The 18,802-nt window shown below is 72.2% G+C and carries 16 protein-coding genes; 8 read left to right on the plus strand and 8 right to left on the minus strand.

Going from position 1 to position 18,802, the window contains the following annotated elements; all coding sequences use genetic code 11:
• Positions 1-2: 2 nt before the first annotated feature.
• The 5 genes from HEK131_RS20765 (at position 3) to HEK131_RS20785 (ending at position 5,138) form a co-directional block, all read left to right on the plus strand.
• Positions 3-1,334 (plus strand): sulfate adenylyltransferase subunit 1, encoded by a 1,332-nt coding sequence (locus HEK131_RS20765; protein ID WP_217463248.1) that lies wholly within the window; start codon positions 3-5, stop codon positions 1,332-1,334.
• A 256-nt stretch (positions 1,335-1,590) separates the two neighbouring features.
• Entirely contained in the window at positions 1,591-2,703 is a 1,113-nt protein-coding gene (locus tag HEK131_RS20770) for an aliphatic sulfonate ABC transporter substrate-binding protein (protein ID WP_244336518.1), read from the plus strand.
• A 37-nt stretch (positions 2,704-2,740) separates the two neighbouring features.
• Positions 2,741-3,520, plus strand: coding sequence for an ABC transporter ATP-binding protein (locus tag HEK131_RS20775; protein WP_244336519.1), 780 nt, complete (start codon positions 2,741-2,743; stop codon positions 3,518-3,520).
• Positions 3,507-4,391 (plus strand): ABC transporter permease, encoded by an 885-nt coding sequence (locus HEK131_RS20780; protein WP_217463251.1) that lies wholly within the window; start codon positions 3,507-3,509, stop codon positions 4,389-4,391. Before HEK131_RS20775 ends, HEK131_RS20780 begins: the two co-directional genes overlap by 14 nt.
• 6 nt (positions 4,392-4,397) lie before the next feature.
• The gene (locus HEK131_RS20785) at positions 4,398-5,138 is read left to right on the plus strand and encodes a sirohydrochlorin chelatase (RefSeq protein ID WP_217463252.1); all 741 of its coding nucleotides are present in this window, start codon (positions 4,398-4,400) and stop codon (positions 5,136-5,138) included.
• Positions 5,139-5,153: 15 nt separating this feature from the next.
• On the opposite strand, the gene HEK131_RS20790 is transcribed toward HEK131_RS20785, so the two are convergent.
• The 6 genes from HEK131_RS20790 to HEK131_RS20815 all read right to left on the minus strand — a co-directional run bounded on the left by HEK131_RS20790 (position 5,154) and on the right by HEK131_RS20815 (position 10,645).
• Positions 5,154-5,456 (minus strand): hypothetical protein, encoded by a 303-nt coding sequence (locus HEK131_RS20790; RefSeq protein WP_217463253.1) that lies wholly within the window; start codon positions 5,454-5,456, stop codon positions 5,154-5,156.
• Positions 5,457-5,632: 176 nt separating this feature from the next.
• Positions 5,633-6,178 carry a DUF1697 domain-containing protein gene (locus tag HEK131_RS20795; RefSeq protein ID WP_244336520.1) on the minus strand — a complete coding sequence of 182 codons (546 nt, stop codon included), beginning with the start codon at positions 6,176-6,178 and terminating at the stop codon, positions 5,633-5,635.
• 157 nt (positions 6,179-6,335) lie between these two features.
• Positions 6,336-7,538, minus strand: a complete 1,203-nt coding sequence (mgt, locus tag HEK131_RS20800; RefSeq protein ID WP_244336521.1) for a macrolide-inactivating glycosyltransferase — start codon at positions 7,536-7,538, stop codon at positions 6,336-6,338.
• Positions 7,539-7,596: 58 nt separating this feature from the next.
• Positions 7,597-8,877 (minus strand): ABC transporter substrate-binding protein, encoded by a 1,281-nt coding sequence (locus tag HEK131_RS20805; RefSeq protein WP_244336522.1) that lies wholly within the window; start codon positions 8,875-8,877, stop codon positions 7,597-7,599.
• Positions 8,877-9,710, minus strand: a complete 834-nt coding sequence (locus tag HEK131_RS20810) for a carbohydrate ABC transporter permease (RefSeq protein WP_244336523.1) — start codon at positions 9,708-9,710, stop codon at positions 8,877-8,879. The genes HEK131_RS20805 and HEK131_RS20810 overlap by 1 nt, the downstream gene beginning before the upstream one ends.
• Entirely contained in the window at positions 9,707-10,645 is a 939-nt protein-coding gene (locus HEK131_RS20815) for a carbohydrate ABC transporter permease (RefSeq protein ID WP_432215655.1), read from the minus strand. The genes HEK131_RS20810 and HEK131_RS20815 overlap by 4 nt, the downstream gene beginning before the upstream one ends.
• Before the next feature lie 164 nt (positions 10,646-10,809).
• Between HEK131_RS20815 and HEK131_RS20820 the strand changes: the two genes are divergently transcribed.
• Positions 10,810-11,670, plus strand: a complete 861-nt coding sequence (locus HEK131_RS20820; protein ID WP_244336525.1) for a phosphotransferase enzyme family protein — start codon at positions 10,810-10,812, stop codon at positions 11,668-11,670.
• A gap of 16 nt (positions 11,671-11,686) precedes the next feature.
• Here the strand turns inward: HEK131_RS20820 and HEK131_RS20825 are convergent, their stop codons facing one another.
• Positions 11,687-12,412, minus strand: a complete 726-nt coding sequence (locus HEK131_RS20825; RefSeq protein WP_244336526.1) for a 3'-5' exonuclease — start codon at positions 12,410-12,412, stop codon at positions 11,687-11,689.
• 93 nt (positions 12,413-12,505) lie between these two features.
• The gene (locus tag HEK131_RS20830; protein WP_217463260.1) at positions 12,506-13,747 is read right to left on the minus strand and encodes an SAV2148 family HEPN domain-containing protein; all 1,242 of its coding nucleotides are present in this window, start codon (positions 13,745-13,747) and stop codon (positions 12,506-12,508) included.
• A gap of 431 nt (positions 13,748-14,178) precedes the next feature.
• Here HEK131_RS20830 and glgX point away from each other — a divergent pair, with 431 nt between their 5' ends.
• Positions 14,179-16,296 (plus strand): glycogen debranching protein GlgX, encoded by a 2,118-nt coding sequence (gene glgX, locus HEK131_RS20835; RefSeq protein WP_244336527.1) that lies wholly within the window; start codon positions 14,179-14,181, stop codon positions 16,294-16,296.
• 124 nt (positions 16,297-16,420) lie between these two features.
• Positions 16,421-18,781 (plus strand): malto-oligosyltrehalose synthase, encoded by a 2,361-nt coding sequence (gene treY, locus HEK131_RS20840; RefSeq protein WP_244336528.1) that lies wholly within the window; start codon positions 16,421-16,423, stop codon positions 18,779-18,781.
• Positions 18,782-18,802: the final 21 nt, after the last annotated feature.

Consider the following 18,802-nt stretch of genomic DNA (forward strand, 5'->3'; position numbering starts at 1 on the left):
CCATGAGCACGATCACCACCGAGGCGCTCTCGGCCACCACCCTGCTCCGGTTCGCCACCGCGGGCTCCGTCGACGACGGCAAGTCCACCCTGGTCGGACGGCTGCTGCACGACTCCAAGTCGGTCCTGGTGGACCAATTGGAGGCCGTGGAACGCGCGTCGGCGAGCCGTGGCCAGGAGGCGCCCGACCTGGCGCTGCTCACCGACGGCCTGCGGGCCGAGCGGGAGCAGGGCATCACCATCGACGTGGCGTACCGCTACTTCGCCACCCCGCGCCGCCGTTTCATCCTGGCCGACACGCCGGGGCATGTGCAGTACACCCGGAACATGGTCACCGGCGCCTCCACCGCCGAGCTGACCGTGGTCCTGGTCGACGCCCGCAACGGCGTGGTCGAGCAGACCCGGCGCCACGCGGCCATCGCCGCCCTGCTGCGCGTGCCGCACGTGGTGCTCGCGGTGAACAAGATGGACCTGGTCGGCTATGAGGAGGCGGTCTTCGCGTCCATCGCCGAGGAGTTCACGGCGTACGCCACCGAGCTGGGCGTCCCGGAGGTCACCGCGATCCCGATCTCGGCGCTCGCCGGGGACAACGTGGTCGACGCCTCCGCCCGCATGGACTGGTACGGCGGCCCGACGGTCCTGGAGCACCTGGAGACGGTGCCGGTCAGCCACGACCTGGCGCACTGCCACGCCCGCCTGCCGGTGCAGTACGTGATCCGCCCGCAGACCGCCGAACTCCCCGACTACCGGGGCTACGCCGGGCAGATCGCGTCCGGCACCTTCCGGGTCGGCGAGGAGGTCACGGTGCTGCCGTCCGGCCGCACCAGCCGGATCGCCGGGATCGACCTGCTGGGCGAGCCGGTCGACGTCGCGTGGACCACCCAGTCGGTGACCGTGCTGCTCGCGGACGACGTGGACGTCTCGCGCGGCGACCTGATCGTGCCGAGCAAGGACGCGCCCGCGACCACGCAGGACGTGGAGGCGACCGTCTGCCATGTGGCCGACCAGCCGCTGACCGTGGGCCACCGGGTGCTGCTCAAGCACGGCACCCGCACGGTGAAGGCGATCGTCAAGGACATCCCGTCCCGGCTCACCCTGGCCGACCTGTCCCTGCACCCGCATCCGGGGACGCTCGCCGCCAACGACATCGGCCGGGTGAAGATCCGTACCGCCGAGCCGCTGCCGGTCGACTCCTACGCCGACTCGCGCCGCACCGGCTCCTTCATCCTGATCGACCCGAGCGACGGCACCACCCTCACCGCGGGCATGGTCGGCGAGTCCTTCGCCGCGCCCGAGCCGGTGACGGACGCCGACGACGACGGGTGGGACTTCTGACCATGCAACGCACCGAGGTCTTCTCGACGTTCGCCAAGGAGGGCGGCCGCATCGGCAGCGGCGCGCTCGGCTCCGGGCAGGGCGGGGTCGCGCGATGTGCGCGCTGACGTACGCGCACCGCTCGCGCGCCCTGCTCCCCCACGTGACCCCCTCCTCCCACCCGACGACGTCCCGGTTGCGACGACGAAGACCCATCGACCTCCCGGCCACGGCCTGACCGCCGTGACCGCCGGGCCGACGAGAGGAAACGCCTCCCGTGCCTGCCAACAGTTCGCCGCTGCCGCGCCGCGGTCTCACCGTCCTCGCCGTACTCCCCCTGCTGGCTCTCGCGGCCTGCGGTTACGGGTCCGAGGCCAAGGACGACGCCGCCAACCAGAAGGTCGCCGCCGGGGCGAAGAAGATCGACGGCCTGGACTCCGTCAAGATCGGCTACTTCGGCAACCTCACCCACGCCACCGCGCTGGTCGGCCGCCAGCAAGGCCTCTTCCAGAAGGAACTGGGCGCCACCAAGGCCGACTACGCCACCTTCAACGCGGGCCCCTCCGAGATCGAGGCGCTCAACTCCGGCTCCATCGACATCGGCTGGATCGGCCCCTCCCCCGCGATCAACGGCTACACCAAGTCCGGCGGCCGCAGCCTGAAGATCATCGGCGGTTCGGCGTCCGGCGGGGTGAAGCTGGTCGTGAACCCGAAGAAGATCAAGTCGGTCAAGGACGTCAAGGGCAAGCGGATCGCCACGCCACAGTTGGGCAACACCCAGGACGTCGCCTTCCTCAACTGGGCGGCGGAGCAGGGCTGGAAGGTCGACGCGCAGTCCGGCAAGGGTGACGTCACCGTGGTCCGCAGCGACAACAAGGTGACCCCGGACGCCTTCAAGGCCGGTTCCGTGGACGGCGCGTGGGTGCCGGAGCCGACCGCGTCCAAGCTGGTCGCCGAGGGCGGCAAGGTGCTGCTGGACGAGTCCGACCTGTGGCCGGACAAGAAGTTCGTGATCACCAACGTGATCGTGTCGCAGAAGTTCCTCAAGGAGCACCCGAAGGCCGTCGAGGCGGTCCTGCGGGCCTCGGTGCGCACCAACAAGTGGATCAAGGCCAACCCGGACGCGGCCAAGGAGTCGGCGAACAAGCAGTTGGAGGCCGACTCCGGCAAGTCGCTGCCCCCGGCCGTGCTGGACCCGGCGTGGAAGTCGATCCAGACCACCGACGACCCGCTGGCCGCGACCCTGGACACCGAGGCCGACCACGCGGTCAAGGCGGGCCTGCTGGCCAAGCCCGACCTCAAGGGGATCTACGACCTGACCCTGCTCAACAAGGTCCTCGGCGCCGAGGGCGCCCCCAAGGTCGACGCCGCCGGGCTCGGCACGAACTGACCGCCGCCAACCGATGAGTCCCCAGGAGGTGACGACCATGGCCACCACTCTCACCGAGGCCGGCCCGGCGGTCGAGTACGCCGCCCGCCTCGACCACGTCTCGAAGGCGTTCCCGGCTCCGGGCGGGCAGCAGCTCGTGCTGGACGACATCAGCCTCGATGTCGCGCCCGGCGAGTTCGTCACCCTCCTGGGGGCCTCGGGCTGCGGCAAGTCGACCCTGCTGAACCTGGTGGCGGGGCTGGACCGGCCGAGCGCCGGGTCCATCGACACCGACGGCCGCCCGGCCCTGATGTTCCAGGAGCACGCCCTCTTCCCGTGGCTGACCGCGGGCAAGAACATCGAACTCGCCCTGCGCCTGCGCGGCGTGCCCAAGGCCGACCGCCGCGACAAGGCCGAGTCGCTGCTCGAACTGGTCCGGCTGAAGGGCGCGTACGGCAAGCGGGTGCACGAACTGTCCGGCGGTATGCGGCAGCGCGTCGCACTCGCCCGCGCGCTGGCGCAGGAGAGCGGCCTGCTGCTGATGGACGAGCCGTTCGCGGCGCTGGACGCCATCACGCGGGACGTGCTGCACGACGAGCTGACCCGCGTCTGGGCGGAGACCGGGCTGTCCGTGCTCTTCGTGACGCACAACGTGCGCGAGGCGGTACGGCTGGCCCAGCGGGTCGTGCTGCTGTCCTCCCGGCCGGGCAAGGTGGCGCACGAGTGGACCGTGGACATCCCCCAGCCGCGCCGCATCGAGGACGCCCCCGTGGCGGAACTGTCCCTGGAGATCACCGAGGCGCTGCGAGGGGAGATCCGCCGCCATGGCCAGCACTGACACGAAACCGGCCGCCGACACGGGGAGCGTGGAGGCGGGCCTCGACGCCCTGGAGACGCGGCACGGCACACGGGCGCCGCTGAAGCAGACCCTGGTCACGAAGGTCGTGCCGCCGCTCACCGCGGTCCTGGTGGTGCTGCTGGTCTGGCAGGCCCTGGTGTCCTTCGGGGTCGTCTCCGACCCCACCAAGCTGCCCGCGCCGAGGGCGGTGTGGGAGGCGGTCCAGCGGGACTGGCTGGAGGGCAAGCTCCTCGGTTACATCTGGACCAGCGTCTCGCGCGGTCTGCTCGGCTTCGGGCTCGCGCTGCTGATCGGCACCCCGCTGGGGTTGCTGGTGGCGCGGGTGAGGTTCGTCCGCGCGGCCATCGGTCCGATCCTCTCCGGGCTCCAGTCGCTGCCCTCGGTGGCGTGGGTGCCCCCGGCGGTGATCTGGCTGGGCCTGAACAACTCGATGATGTACGCGGTGATCCTGCTCGGCGCGGTGCCCTCCATCGCCAACGGCCTGGTGTCCGGCATCGACCAGGTGCCCCCGCTGTACCTGCGGGCGGGCCGCACCATGGGCGCCGGCGGGCTGCGCGGGGTCTGGCACATCACGCTGCCCGCCGCGCTGCCCGGCTACGTGGCCGGGATGAAGCAGGGCTGGGCGTTCGCCTGGCGCTCGCTGATGGCGGCGGAGATCATCGCGTCCTTCCCCGATCTGGGCGTCGGCCTCGGCCAGTTGCTGGAGAACGGCCGCAACGCGCTCGACATGGCGATGGTGTTCGAGGCCATCCTGCTGATCCTGTTCGTCGGCATCGCGGTCGACCTGCTGATCTTCAGTCCGCTGGAGCGGTGGGTGCTGCGCAGCCGGGGCCTGCTGGTGAAGAGCTGAAATCCCATGCACCACAAACCCGTTCTCCTCGTCGTCGCCCACGGCAGCCGGGATCCCCGGCATGCCGCGACCGTGCACGCCCTGGTGGCGCGGGTCCGGTCGATGCGGCCGGACCTCAGAGTGGTGACCGGCTTCCTCGACTTCAACGTGCCCTCGGTGCGCGGGGTGCTTCAGTCACTGGCGGCCGACGGGGTGCGGGAGGTGGTGGCGCAGCCGCTGCTGCTGACCCGCGCCTTCCACGCCAAGGCCGACATCCCGGCCGTGCTGCGGGAGGCCCCGCGCGGGATGCGCATCCGGCAGGCGGAGGTGCTCGGCCCCTCGCCGCTGCTGGTGTCGGCGCTGGAGCGGCGCCTGTACGAGGCGGGGCTCGACCCCGCCGACAAGTCCTCGACCGGGGTCGTGCTGGCCTCGGCGGGGTCCTCCGACCCGGAGGCGATCGCGGTGATCGCCGACATCGCGCGGGAGTGGTGGCGTACCGGTTGGTGCGCCGTGCGACCCGCGTTCGCCTCCGCCTCGCTCCCGCGCACCGAGGACGCCGTCCGGGAGCTGCGGGCGCGAGGATGCGAGCGGGTGGCCGTCGCGCCCTATGTGCTGGCGCCGGGCTTCCTGCCGGACCGGATCGCGCGGGGCGCGGCCGGCGCGGACGTCCTCGCCGGTGTGCTGGGCCCGGCGCCGGAGGTGGCGCGGGTGCTGCTCGACCGGTACTCCGAGGCGCTGCGGTCGGTCCCGGTGGCCGTGGGCGCCTGAGCGTCTGAGCGTGTTCTAGAGGTTGAGCGCGGTGGTCAGGCGCCGGGTGTATTCGAGGGTGCCGGTGCCCGCCGCGGCGCCGATGCAGAGGTCGTCGAGCTGGTGGCGGATGCGCCCGCGGTTGGGCGGGAAGCCGTCGTCGGCGGCGAGGGCCAGCTCGGCCTGGATGACCTCGCCGTGGGCGAGGAGCACCGGGTACTCCGCGTGCAGCGCGGCGACGAGCCCGTCGGCGAGCTGGATCAGGGTCTCCAGGTCGGTACCGTCGCCGCCGGGTACCGGGCGGCCGGAGGTGCTGCCGGGGTGGTTGTACGCGTTCACGTCGTGTGTCCTCACTCCTGATCCGGGGGCCTTACGGGGGCCGGGCTGCGGCGAGGGGAGCGTGCCGGGTCGGCTCGGACCGCGACGTTACCCACCGAGCGGCCGACGGCACCAGCAATCAACCCTTTGGAGTGAACGGGGGTTGACTTTCCCCGGTTGTCCGGTAGAGGGCGCCGTCAGCCGGTCAGCTCCACCAGTCTGCGCACGGTGTTCCAGTTGCGGGTGGTGGCGACCAGGCCCCCGGTGACGCGCGGGCGGGCCAGTTCCTCGCCGAGCTTGGAGCGGCCGAGCCCGTCGGGGGCGTACAGGTACAGACAGCGGTCGCCGAGGCGGAACTCCTCGGGGAGGCGGGCGGCGGTGTCGATCCCGGCGAAGCGCTCGGCGTCCACCGGGGCGGAGAAGTAGGTGACGTGCAACTGCTTCGCCTCCAGTTCGGCGGCGGGGAACGGGCAGGCGTCGGCGACCGCCGTCAGATAGGCGTGGTCGCGCACGATCACGTCGACCGGGAAGCCGAACCGCTTCTCGATGGCCGCGCTCAACTCCCCGGCGAGGATGCCCTCATCACCCTGGGAGGCCGTGAACACGGCCTGGCCGCTCTGGAGGTGGGTGCGCACGTCGTCATGTCCGAGGCCCGTCAGCAGGGTTCGCAGATCGGCCATCGGGAGCTTCTTGCTGCCGCCCACGTTGATCCCGCGCAGCAGCGCCGCGTACGTCGTCGTCATCCGCACACGATAGAACGGCCGTCGTGCCCCGTGGGGGCGGGCACGACGGCCGTACTGGACGGTACGCCCGTCGCGGGAGACTCTTGCGGATCCAGCGGGTGCGGATCAACTCCTCCACGATCTTGTGACTGGTTCGACAACGTTTCTCCACCGGAGTTCAGCGTCCGGGCAGCTCCGCCTCGATCAGGTCGGCGGCGCGCGTCGTGCCCCCTTCCTCCGCCATCCCGGCCTGGACCTCCTTCAGCCGGCGGGCCACCTCGGGGTCGTCGACCAGCGCGAGGGCGGTCTCGCGGAGGCGGTCGGCGGTGGCCTCCTCGGTGGCCAGGGTCCGGGCCACGCCGATCGCCCGGAGCATGTCGGCGTTGCCGAACTGGTCGACGGCCTGGGGGACGGCGATCATCGGGGTGGCGGTGGCCAGCCCCTCCTGGCTGCCGCCCGCACCCGCGTGGGTGACGAACAGGTCGGCCTGTCGCAGTACGGCCAACTGCGGTACCCAGGAATGGACTTCGACGTTGTCGGGCAGGTCGCCGAGTTCCGCCGGGTCCGTATGGCGCCCGATCTGGAGGACGAGGTGCCAGCCGGGCAGGTCACCGAAGGCGCGCACGCACTCGGCGTAGAAGGCGGGCTGCTTGGTGAAGGCCGAGCCGAGGGAGACGAGGACCACCTTCTCGGCGTCGTCCGGCCGCCGCCAGTCGCCCTGGTCGGCACGGTCGCCCTGGCAGGCGCCGACGAAGCTGTGGACGCGCTCGTCGACCCGGTCGGCGTTCGGCTGGAGCGCCTTGGGGATGAGGACCAGGGAGCGGGCGGGGCGGCCGGCGAACGGGTCCGGGTGCTGGGTGATGCCGTTCTCCGCGAGCCATCCCGCGAACCGGGCGTAATAGGCCCGGCCGCGCTCGGTCTTCAGGGGCTCCTCCCACATGGGCTCCCCCACCTCCTCCTCGTAGCCCTCCCAGGCGACCAGGTTCGGGGAGAGGGAGACGGCGGGCACGCCCCAGCGGTGGGCCAGGACGCGGGCGGGGTAGGAGGCGATGTCGTGCAGGACCAGGTCGGGTTCGTCGCCCTCGTACGCCTCGACGAGCTGGGGCAGCGCCTGGATCGCGTCGGCGAGGAAGGGCTCGACGTTGTCCAGCAGCGTGGTGCCCCAGGCCGAGGGATCGGCCTCGGGACCGGGCAGGGTGGAGGTGTAGGGCACGGGTACGGCGCCCGTGGCGGCGACCTTCTCGGCGAAGACCGGCGGGACGGCGTACGTGACCCGGTGGCCGCGTCGGACGAGTTCCCTGATCACCTCCAGGCTGGGGTTCACATGGCCGTGCTGGGCGATGGAGAACATGGCGATGTGGGCGGGGCTCGGAGGTGTCATGGTCCCGAGGCTAGGTGCTGCCGGGCGGCCCGCTCGAACGAATTTCTCCGGCGCCCGGTCAGCGCTGGTAGCGGGCCAGGACCAGGTTGCCGTCCTCCTCCAGCCGCTTGCGCAGTTCGCCGAGGCCGATGGCGCCGCTGTAGTACTCCTGGTAGGCCGGGGTGGCGATCTTGTCCTTCCATTCCGGGTAGCCGCGCACCGACTGGGCGGGCGCCGGGCGGAGGTGGCCGGCCAGGGCGGTGCCGGTGGCCCAGCCGTGCTCGGCGGTGTGCAGGGCCGGATCGGCGAGGGCCTGGGTGCCGGTGGGCAGCATCCAGTCGCCGAGGGCGAGGCGGACCATGTTCTTCGGCCGCAGCAGGAAGTCGATGAACGCGGCGGCCTCCTTCTTGTGCGTGCAGTCCTCGGCGATCGAGAGGGTCTGCGGGCTGACGCCCTGGGTGAGCCCGTCGGCGCCGGCCGGGGCGGGCAGCACCTGCCACTCGAAGCCCTTCGGGGCCTGCTGCTCGATCTGCTGGCGGTAGGAGAAGCCCAGCGGGACCATCGCGTACCGGCCGCCGAAGAAGCCGGGCAGCGTGTCCGAGCCGCCGCTGCCGAGCGTCGAGGCGGGCGCGCTGCGGTCGCGGGCGACCTGGTCGTGCACGGTGCGCGGTACGACGGCGTCACCGGCCCCGAAGCGTACGGTCACCTTGCCGTCGCTCCCCCGCTCGAAGAGCGTGCCGCCCGCCGAGAGCCCGAGGTTGAGGGTGACGGAGACGGGCTCCTTCAGCGGCCAGGCGACCCCGTACCTGCCCTCGCCGCTGAGCTGCGCGGTGATCCTGCGGAACTCGTCCCAGCTCCAGGGGTGCCCGGGCGTCGGGATGCGCACCCTGGCCTTGCGCAGCCAGGCGGAGTTGGCGACGAGCACGCGGGGTTCCTGGAGGAAGGGCACGCCGTAGACGCCCTTGCCGAAGGTGGTGGCCTGCCAACTGCGCTGCGGGATGTCGGACTTGAGCCGCTCCGGCAGCAGGCCGCTCAGGTCGGCGAGGTCACCGCCGTAGGCGAAGTCGGCGAGGTCGTCGGAGGCGTCGTGGATGACGTCGGGCGCCTCGCCGCCCTCGAAGGAGGTGAGCAACTGGTCGTGCACACCGTCCCAGTTGCCCTGGACGTACTCGACCTTGACGTCCTCGTGGGCGGCGTTCCACTCCCGCACCAGTTCCTTGTTGGCCGCGACGGACTCCTGCTGCCAGGCGAGGGACTGGAAGCGCAGGGTGATCCGGCCGTCGTCACGGGTGCCGCCCGTGGAGCAGCCCGCGAGGAGCAGCAGCAGGGCGGCGACCGCCGTGGTGATCCGTGTCCGCATCAGCTCTTCACCGCTCCGGCGATCAGGCCCTGGGTGATCCGCCGCTGGAGAAGGGCGAACACCACGAGGGAGGGCAGGGTGGCGAGGAACGCGGCCGCGGCCAGCGGGCCGAGGTCGGCGACGCCCTCCGCGCCGATGAAATGGGTGAGGACGACCGGCAGGGTCTGGTTGCCGGGGCTCTTGAGCAGCACGAGCGCGAAGAAGAACTCGTTCCACGCCGTGACGAACGCGAACAGCGCCGTCGCCGCGATGCCCGGCGCGAGCAGCGGCGCCGTCACCGACACGAGGGTCCGCACCCTGCCCGCCCCGTCGACGGCGGCCGCCTCCTCCAGCTCGGCCGGGACCGCCCGGACGTAGCCGACGAGCATCCACAGCGCGAACGGCAGCGACCACACCACGTAGACCAGGGTCAGCCCGGCCAGGGAGTCGATCAGCCGCAGCCGCTTCAGCACCAGGAACAGCGGGATGATGATCAGGACGAACGGGAACGCCTGGCTGACCACGACCCAGCCGCTCGCCGCCCGCGCGAGCCGGGTGCGGTGCCGGGCCATGACGTACGCCATCGGGGTGGCGACGAGTACGGCCACGACGGCCGCGCCGAGCGCCGCCAGCAGGGAGTTGAGGGCGGCGTGCAGCAGGGGCTGCTCCTCGAAGGCCTGCCGGAAGTTGGCGAGGGTGGGGTGGCGCGGTATCCAGGTGGGGTGGAGGCTGCCGAGTTCACGCGGGGGCTTGAACGCGGTGGACAGCAGCCACAGGAACGGGAACGCCAGGAAGATCAGGTAGGCCAGCAGGGCGGCGTACTGCCCCGCGCGGGCCGCGGGCCGGGTCCTCACGCGTCCTCGCCTCCCTTCAGCCGTCCCGCGAGGAACACCGCGAGCACGATCGAGATCACCGCGACCATCACGCAGCCCATCGCGGCCGCGTAGCCGAACTGGCCGTAGCGGAAAGCCTCTTCGTAGGCGAACAGCATGGGCAGCCGGGTCTTTCCGCCGGGTCCGCCGCTGGTGAGCACGTACACCAGGGCGAAGGAGTTGAAGTTCCAGATCAGGTTGAGCGCGGTGATGGAGAGGGCCACGGGTCTGAGCGCCGGCCAGGTGACCGTGCGGAACCGCCGCCAGGCGCCGGCGCCGTCCACGGCGGCCGCCTCGTGGAGTTCGCGCGGGGTGTTCTGGAGCCCGGCGAGCAGGGCGACCGTGGTCTGCGGCATCCCCGCCCAGACGCCGACGACGATGACGGCGGGCAGCGCGGTGGCCAGCCCGCTCAGCCAGTCCCGCCCGTCGCCGAGGCCGAGGTCGCGCAGCGTCTCGTTGAGGATGCCCGCGTCCGGGTTGTAGACCAGGCGCCACATGATGCCGACGACGACCTCGGGCATGGCCCAGGGGACGATGGCGAGGGCGCGGGCGAGCCAGCGCAGCCTGAGGTCCTGATCGAGCAGCAGGGCCAGCCCGAGCGCCAGCAGGAACTGGGGCACGGTCACGCCGACCGCCCACACCAGGCCGATCCGGAACGACTCCCAGAACAGGGTGTCGTGCAGCAGGTCCTGGAAGTTCAGCGCGCCGATCCAGCGGGTCGGCGACGTGCGGCCGGACTGGGCGTCGGTGAACGACAGCAGGATGCCGTAGAGCAGCGGGCCCACGCTGAGCACGAGGATGGGGATCAGGGCGGGCAGCACCAGGAACCAGACGGCGTGGTCGCGGCCGCCGGTGCGCCTGGGCGGACGCCGCGCCTCGACCGGTGAGGTCACCGGCGATCTCACCGGTGTTGTCATGGAATCAGCCCCTTTGCCTGGCTCGGTTGGCGTGTTCATGGTCGTGAACCCAGCGCGCCCCGTCAAGGGACCGCACACACCGCACACACTGTCCAACCTGTGCGAATGCGAGACTGGCCCCTCGACACGGCAGGGATCACCGACACATGCCACGGAGGCGCACGATGGACGAGGCACGGGCGAGGGCGGTACTGGCCGGGGCGAAGGTGCTGCCGCCGGCGGCGGACGCCCGCCTCCTCGCCCTCGGCGAGAACGCCGTGTTCGCCGCCGGGGACCTGGTGGTCAAGGTCGGCCGGGACGCCGAGCTGCTCGACCGGGCCCGCCGCGAGCTGGCCGTGGCCGGCTGGCTGGCCGAGTCCGGGGTGCCCGCCGTACGCGCGGCCGAGCCCGAACCGCTGCTGGTGGACGGCCACCCGGTGACCGTGTGGCACCGGCTGCCCGAGGCCGTACGCCCCGCCGAACCCCGCGACCTGGCCGAGCTGCTGCGGCTGGTGCACGCCCTGCCCGCTCCCCCGGTGCCGCTGCCGCCCCGCGAGCTGCTGGGCGGTGTGGAGCGCTGGCTGCGGCTCGCGGGCGAGGCGATCGACCCCGAGGACGCGGCCTATCTGCGCGCCCGCCGCGACGGCTTCGCCTCGGCGGCCGCCGCGCTGACGCCCCGTCTGACGCCGGGCCCGATCCACGGGGACGCGCTGCCCCGCAACGTGCACATCGGCCCGGACGGCCCGGTCCTGGTGGACCTGGAGACCTTCTCCGCCGACCTGCGCGAGCACGACCTCGTGGTGATGGTCCTCTCCCGCGACCGCTACGGACTGCCCGCCGAGGCGTACGACGCCTTCACCTCCGCCTACGGCTGGGACGTGCGCGAGTGGGAGGGCTGCTCGGTGCTGCGCGGCGCCCGTGAGACGGCCAGTTGCGCCTGGGTCGCCCAGCACGCGCCGGCCAACCCGAAGGCACGCGCCGAGTTCGAGCGACGGGTGGCGTCCCTGCGGGACGGGGACGAGTCGGTGCGCTGGTACCCGTTCTGACCCTGCCCGGTACCGGCTACGGCACGGGGACGTCCGTCAGCTCGCGCACCGGCCAGACCCGGTCGATCACCGCTTCCGCCTCACCCTTGCGGCGCAGGAACGCCTCGAAGTCGGCGGCCCATTCGGCGTACCACTCGATCTGGCAGCGGTGCAGCTCCGCCGTACCGAGCCCGGCTATCTTCGGGTACCGCTCGGCTATCGCGGTGGCGAGCCGGGCGGCGGCCAGGGCGTCGGCCGAGGCGTCGTGGGCCGCGCCGAGCACCACCCCGTACTCGGCGCAGACCGCCTCCAGGTTCCGCTTGCCACGGCGGTATCGGTCGACCCTGCGGTCGATGGTGTACGGGTCGATGACCGGCGCCGGGGCGCTCCCGCCCAGCCGCTCCGCCAGCGAGGGCAGGCCGTACCTGCGCAGCTCGGCGGAGAGCAGGGTGAGGTCGAAGGCGGCGTTGTAGGCGACGACCGGCATGCCCGAGTCCCAGGCGGAGACCAGTACGTCGGCGATGGCGTCGGCCACCTGGTCGGCCGGGCGGCCCTCGGCCGTGGCGCGCTCATTGCTGATGCCGTGCACGGCGACCGCCTCGGCGGGTATCTCCACGCCCGGATCGGCCAGCCACTCCCGGCGTCCCATGGGCTCGCCGGCCCTGACCTCTATCACGGCGCCCGTGACGATGCGCGACTGACGCGGATCGGTCCCGGTCGTCTCCAGGTCGAAGCCGATCAGCGGCTCCCGGTGCCAGCCCATGGGTGGCCCCCCTTCTTGGTGGTGCGTTCCCCCAGTGGCCTCCACCATGACACGGGGCACTGACAACGCCCCGGACCGCCCGCCGCCGCGACCTCAGGACACCGGTCGCGAGTCGAGCCACGCCAGCTCGAACTCCTCCCGGTAAGTGGGGAAGAGTCCCGATTCGCCCGCATGGTCCGTCTTGACCACCCGGCTGCCGCCCCGCAGCACCAGCACCGGCGACTCCATGCCGCGCGCCCCGCGCAGATAGGACTGCACCACGCCGATTCCGTCGGCGCCGTCGCCGTCCACCAGGTAGGCGGTGAAGCGCGGCGTCTCGTCGTACACCTGGATCTCGAAGGCGCCGGGGTCACGCAGCCGGGAGCGGACCCGGCGCATGTGCAGGATGTTCATCTCGACGGACCGGCTCAACTCGCCACGCTTCATGCCGAGTTCCCGCTCCCTGCGCTTGACCGCGCTGGAGGCGGGGTTGAGGAAGAGCAGCCGGACCCGGCAGCCGGACTCCGCGAGGCGGACCAGGCGGCGGCCGGAGAAGTTCTGCACCAGCAGGTTGAGACCGATGCCGATGGCGTCCAGCCGGCGGGCCCCGCCGAACATGTCCTCGGCCGGGAACTGGCCCATGAGCCGCACCCGGTCGGAGTGCACGGCGACCACGTCCGCGTACCGGTCGCCGACCAGGTCCTCGACCGCGTCGACCGGGAGCCGGCCCGCCGAGGGCACGTCACCGGCCGCGCCCAGCAGCTCCAGCAGCCGGGCGGAGGCGCGCTCGGCCTGGTTCAGCACCGCCCCGGACAGGGCCCGGTTGCGGGAGACGACGTTACGGGTCACCTCCAGCTCGTCCAGGGCGAGTTCGAGGTCCCGGCGCTCGTCGAAGTACGGCTCGAAGCACGGCCAGTGCTGCACCATCAGCTCGCGGAGCTGGGGCAACGTGAGGAAACTGAGCACGTTGTCGTCGGCCAGGTCGAGCAAGTAACCCTTGCGGCGGCTGACTTCGCGCACCGCGACGGCCCGCTGCACCCACTCCTGCCCGGCCGGTCCGGCGGCCGCCACCACCCAGTCGTCACCGTGGACGGGTTCGTAGACGGGACGCAGCACGGCGGCCACGACCGCGCGCAGCCGCTGCTCGACGAGGTTGAGCCAGATGTAGGCACGGCCCGCCCGCTGGGCCCGGGTGCGCACCTCCTGCCAGGCGCCCGCGTCCCAGTCCAGTTCCGGTCCGATCGACCCCGCGCCCATCGGACGTGCCAGGGACACCGCGCCGGGCGGGACCTCCGTGGAACCGCTCCCCTCGTGACCCTCGCCACCAGGGGGCAACTCCAGCCCTCCCGAGCCCACCCTGCACCGCCTTCCGTCCCCCGGACCTTCCCCGTCCCAACGATCAAGGAAGGGTACTCCGGGAGCGGTCGGCGGTGCAGCCGGATGGACAGGTCGGTTTCCCAACTTGCCTGCCTTCAGTGGCCGTTCCGGGCCACCGGGAGCGCGGTGAGTGAGCGGAGTCATAGCGGCGCGGACCGCGCCCGGGACGCCACGCCGCTGGTGAGCGGCCCGCGCACCTGAGCCCGCCGCCCCACGCACCCCGGCGGGGCGGCGCCGGGTCCGGCTCGCCGGGGCCCGCGCGGCTTCCCTCCTTCGGGTGCGGGTAGAGGTGATCCGAGACCACGGGTCGGCCGGCAGCGCAGGGCGGAAGGCGTCAGTGCCCTCACTTTCGGGGAGACTCGCCGCCAACGCGCCCCCACCGGGGCCCCGCACCTGGAAGAGTCGAGCGCATGCAGGTATGGCCTGGAGAGGCGTATCCCCTCGGCGCCACCTATGACGGTGCCGGTACCAACTTCGCGGTCTTCACCGAGGCCGCGGACCGAGTGGAGCTGTGTCTGCTGCACGACGACGGCTCCGAGACGGCGGTGGAACTACGCGAGAGCGACGCGTTCGTCCGGCACGCGTACCTGCCCGGCGTGATGCCGGGACAGCGGTACGGGTTCCGGGTGCACGGCCCGTACGCACCCGAGCGGGGGCTGCGCTGCAACTCGGCGAAGCTGCTGCTCGACCCGTACGCGAAGGCGGTCAGCGGGTCGGTCCAGTGGGGCGAGGAGGTCTACGGCTACCACTTCGGCGCCCCCGAGCGGCGCAACGACCTGGACTCCGCGCCGCACACCATGAGCTCGGTGGTGATCAACCCCTACTTCGACTGGGGCGACGACCGCCCACCGCGCACCGACTACCACCGCACGGTGATCTACGAGGCCCATGTGAAGGGCCTGACCATGAGCCATCCGGGGCTGCCGGAGGAACTGCGCGGCACCTACGCGGGGCTCGCCCACCCCGCCGTCATCGAGCACCTGACCCGGCTCGGGGTGACGGCGCTGGAGCTGATGCCGGTCCACCAGTTCGTCAACGACCACCGCCTGGTCGACATGGACCTGAACAACTACTGGGGCTACAACACCATCGGCTTCTTCGCCCCGCACAACGCGTACGCCTCCTGGGGCGACCGGGGCCAGCAGGTGCTGGAGTTCAAGTCGGCCGTGCGGGCGCTGCACGAGGCCGGGATCGAGGTCATCCTCGACGTGGTCTACAACCACACCGCCGAGGGCAACCACATGGGCCCGACCCTGTCGTTCAAGGGCATCGACAACCCGTCGTACTACCGGCTGACCGACGATCCGCGCTACTACATGGACACCACGGGCACCGGCAACAGCCTGCTGATGCGCTCGCCGCACGTGCTGCAGCTCATCATGGACTCGCTGCGGTACTGGGTGACCGAGATGCATGTCGACGGCTTCCGCTTCGACCTCGCGGCCACGCTGGCCCGGCAGTTCCACGAGGTGGACCGGCTGTCGTCGTTCTTCGACCTGGTCCAGCAGGACCCGGTGGTGTCGCAGGTGAAGCTGATCGCCGAGCCGTGGGACGTGGGCGAGGGCGGGTACCAGGTGGGCAACTTCCCGCCGCTGTGGACCGAGTGGAACGGCAAGTACCGCGACACCGTGCGGGACCTGTGGCGCGGGGAGCCGCGCGCACTGGCGGAGTTCGCGTCCCGGCTCACCGGGTCCTCCGACCTCTACCAGGACGACGGCCGTCGCCCGCTGGCCTCGATCAACTTCGTCACCTGCCACGACGGTTTCACCCTGCGCGACCTCGTCTCGTACAACGACAAGCGCAACCAGGCCAACGGCGAGGACAACCGGGACGGCGAGAGCCACAACCGGTCCTGGAACTGCGGGGTGGAGGGCGACACCGACGATCCGGACGTGCGCGAGCTGCGCGCCCGGCAGATGCGGAACTTCATCGCCACGCTGATGCTGTCCCAGGGCGTGCCGATGATCAGCCACGGCGACGAGCTGGCCCGCACCCAGCGGGGCAACAACAACGCCTACTGCCAGGACAACGAGCTGTCCTGGGTGAACTGGCCGGAGGCGGAGCAGGACGGCGGTGAACTGCTGGAGTTCACCCGCGCGATGGTGGGGCTGCGCAGCGAGCACCCGGTGTTCCGCCGCCGCCGCTTCCTGCACGGGCGCCCGGTGGAGGGCACCCAGGACGAGCTGTCCGACATCGCCTGGTTCACGCCGGAGGGCGAGCAGATGACCCCGGGGGACTGGGACTCGGCGCCCGCGTCGGCGCTGGCCGTCTTCCTGAACGGCAACGCCATCTCGGAGCCCGGCCCGCGCGGGGAGCGGATCGCGGACGACTCGTTCCTGCTGATGTTCAACGCCTCGCACGAGACGCTGGACTTCCTGGTGCCGGTGGACCACGGCAGGCAGTGGCAGGTGGTCGTGGACACCGCCCGGCCCGACGGCGTGCCGCCCGGCACCGGTCCGAAGGTGGCGGCGGGCGAGCGCCTCACCCTGCCGGACCGCAGCCTGACCGTGCTCCAGCGCCCGGCGTAGGCCCCGGGCCGGGGACACGGGAGCCACCGTGTCCCCGGCCGGGCCTCCCGCGGTGTCCGGTTCGCGTGGGCCGGATGCCCCGGCGGATGACACGAAGACCGGCAGGCGGGGTACGTAGCTCTGCATGACTTCAGTGCGACCCGGACCAGGGGTGCCCACGGCCACCTACCGCCTGCAGCTCCAGCCCTCCTTCCCCTTCGCCGCCGCCGAGGCGGCCGTGCCCTATCTGGCGTCGCTGGGCGTCTCGCACCTGCACCTGTCCCCCGTACTGGAGGCCGTCCCCGGCTCCACCCACGGCTACGACGTCGTGGACCACGCGCGCGTGCGCGCGGAACTGGGCGGTGAGGACGGTCTCAGGGCGCTGTCGCGCACCGCGCGGGAGCACGGGCTCGGCCTGGTGGTGGACATCGTGCCGAACCACATGGCCATGGCACCCCGGTACAACCGCGCCCTGTGGGAGGTGCTGCGCGAGGGCCCCGAGTCACCGTACGCGCGCTGGTTCGACATCGACTGGGCCTCGCGCGGCGGCCAACTGCTGCTGCCGGTGCTGGGCGGGCCCGTCGGCGCCGAGCGGGAGCACCTGGTCGCCGAGGGCGAGATGCTGCGCTACCACGACCATCTCTTCCCGCTGCGCTCCGGCACCGAGGGCCTGCCGCTGCCCGAGCTGCTGGACGCCCAGTGGTACCGCCCGGTGTGGTGGCGGCTGGCCCGCACCGAACTGAACTACCGGCGCTTCTTCAGCATCTCGGAGCTGATCGGGGTGCGCGTGGAGGACCCCGAGGTCTTCGACGCCACCCACGGCAAGATCCTCCAGTTGCTGGCGGAGGACGTGATCGACGGCCTGCGCATCGACCACCCGGACGGCCTGGCCGACCCGGACGCCTACCTGGCCAGGCTGGACGAGGCGACGGGGGGACGCTGGACGGTGGTGGAGAAGATCCTCGCCGACGACGAGCGGCTGCCCGACTCCTGGCCCGTCGCGGGCACCACCGGCTACGACGCCCTGCGCCGCATCGACGGTGTGTTCACCGGTCCGGCCGGCGCCGCCGAACTCGACGCGCACTACCGGGCGTTCGCGGCCCCGCAGACCGACCGCGGCGGCGACTGGGACGCCACCGTGCGCCGGGCCGCGTACAAGGTGCTCACCCATGAGCTGGCCGCCGAGGCCGACCGGCTCACCCGGTCCGCGATCCGGCTGTGCGCCGCCTCCCCGGACCTGGCGCTGCGCGACCGGGCACCCTGGGCGCTGCGCACCGCCCTGGAGGAGCTGCTGGTCCGGATGCCCGTGTACCGGCCGTACACCTCGCAGGACGCCGCCACGGTCGTCACCGAGGCGGCCGTCGCCGAGGCACGCACCGTGTTCGCGGTGCCCGAGGAGGCCGAGGCGGTCGATCTGGTGCGCGGGCTCTTGATCGGCCCGGACGACGGAACACTGCCCGAACTCACGGAGTTCCGGGCGAGGTTCGCCCAGACCGCGTCCGCCCTGCGGGCCAAGTCGGTGGAGGACACGGCGTTCTACCGCTATGTGCCGCTGCTGTCGGCGACCGAGGTGGGCGGCGATCCGGGCAGGGTGGGGGTGTCCCCGGCGGAGTTCCACGCCTACTGCGCCCGGCTCGCCCGCGACTGGCCGGACACCGGCACGGTGGTCACCACGCACGACACCAAGCGCAGCGCGGACGTACGGGCGGCGCTGAACGTGCTCACCGAGTGCCCCGGCCGCTGGGCGAAGCTGCTCACCGAGCTGAGCCGGGCCGGGGACCTGGTCCCCGACGGACAACTGGCCTGGGCCGCCTGGCAGACGGTGTTCGGGCTCGGCCCGGCCGAGGAGGAGCGGGTCCGCGAGGCGCTGCTCAAGCACGTCCGCGAGGCGGGCATGTACACCAGTTGGACCGAGCAGGAGGCGCCGTACGAGGACGCGGTGGCCTCGTTCGTCGCCGCCGGGCCGTGCGGGCCGCCCGGTGAGCGGGTGGCCGCCTTCCGCAAGGCGCTGGAGCCGCACATCCGGGCCAATGTGCTGGGCGCGGCACTGGTCCATCTGACGATGCCGGGCGTGCCGGACGTGTACCAGGGCACCGAGAGCGAGTACCGGGCGCTGGTGGACCCCGACAACCGGCGTCCGGTCCCCTTCCCGCCGCCCGCACCGGGCGAGAAGGAGGCGCTGACCACCGCGGCGCTCCAGCTCCGGGCCCGCCGGCCGGAGTCGTTCGGCACGACGGCGACGTACGCCCCGCTCCTCGCCGAGGGTCCCTCCGCCGAGCATGTGCTGGCGTTCTCCCGCTCCGGTGAGGTGATCACGGCGGTGACCCGGCTCTCCGTCCACCTCGCCGAGGCGGGCGGCTGGCACGACACCCACCTCCCCCTGCCGCCGGGCCGCTGGCGCGACCTGCTGACGCCGGAGCGCGAGTTCACCGACGAGGTGCGCGCGGAGGATCTCTTCGCCTCGCTGCCGGTGGCGCTGCTGGAGCGGGTCGACGAGGAGGGGTGAGCGGGGCCGTGCGCGGGGTGC

This window comes from Streptomyces seoulensis (assembly GCF_022846655.1).
Classification (GTDB): domain Bacteria; phylum Actinomycetota; class Actinomycetes; order Streptomycetales; family Streptomycetaceae; genus Streptomyces.

Bases quoted from the DNA above. Each gene is read 5' to 3' on its own strand.
- HEK131_RS20785 (WP_217463252.1), top strand. From the start codon at position 4,398: ATGCACCACAAACCCGTTCTCCTCGTCGTCGCCCACGGCAGCCGGGAT.
- HEK131_RS20765 (WP_217463248.1), top strand. From the start codon at position 3: ATGAGCACGATCACCACCGAGGCGCTCTCGGCCACCACCCTGCTCCGG.
- HEK131_RS20775 (WP_244336519.1), top strand. From the start codon at position 2,741: ATGGCCACCACTCTCACCGAGGCCGGCCCGGCGGTCGAGTACGCCGCC.
- HEK131_RS20820 (WP_244336525.1), top strand. From the start codon at position 10,810: ATGGACGAGGCACGGGCGAGGGCGGTACTGGCCGGGGCGAAGGTGCTG.
- treY (WP_244336528.1), top strand. From the start codon at position 16,421: ATGACTTCAGTGCGACCCGGACCAGGGGTGCCCACGGCCACCTACCGC.
- mgt (WP_244336521.1), bottom strand. From the start codon at position 7,538: ATGACACCTCCGAGCCCCGCCCACATCGCCATGTTCTCCATCGCCCAG.
- HEK131_RS20815 (WP_432215655.1), bottom strand. From the start codon at position 10,645: ATGACAACACCGGTGAGATCGCCGGTGACCTCACCGGTCGAGGCGCGG.
- HEK131_RS20805 (WP_244336522.1), bottom strand. From the start codon at position 8,877: ATGCGGACACGGATCACCACGGCGGTCGCCGCCCTGCTGCTGCTCCTC.
- HEK131_RS20825 (WP_244336526.1), bottom strand. From the start codon at position 12,412: ATGGGCTGGCACCGGGAGCCGCTGATCGGCTTCGACCTGGAGACGACC.
- HEK131_RS20780 (WP_217463251.1), top strand. From the start codon at position 3,507: ATGGCCAGCACTGACACGAAACCGGCCGCCGACACGGGGAGCGTGGAG.
- glgX (WP_244336527.1), top strand. From the start codon at position 14,179: ATGCAGGTATGGCCTGGAGAGGCGTATCCCCTCGGCGCCACCTATGAC.
- HEK131_RS20795 (WP_244336520.1), bottom strand. From the start codon at position 6,178: ATGACGACGACGTACGCGGCGCTGCTGCGCGGGATCAACGTGGGCGGC.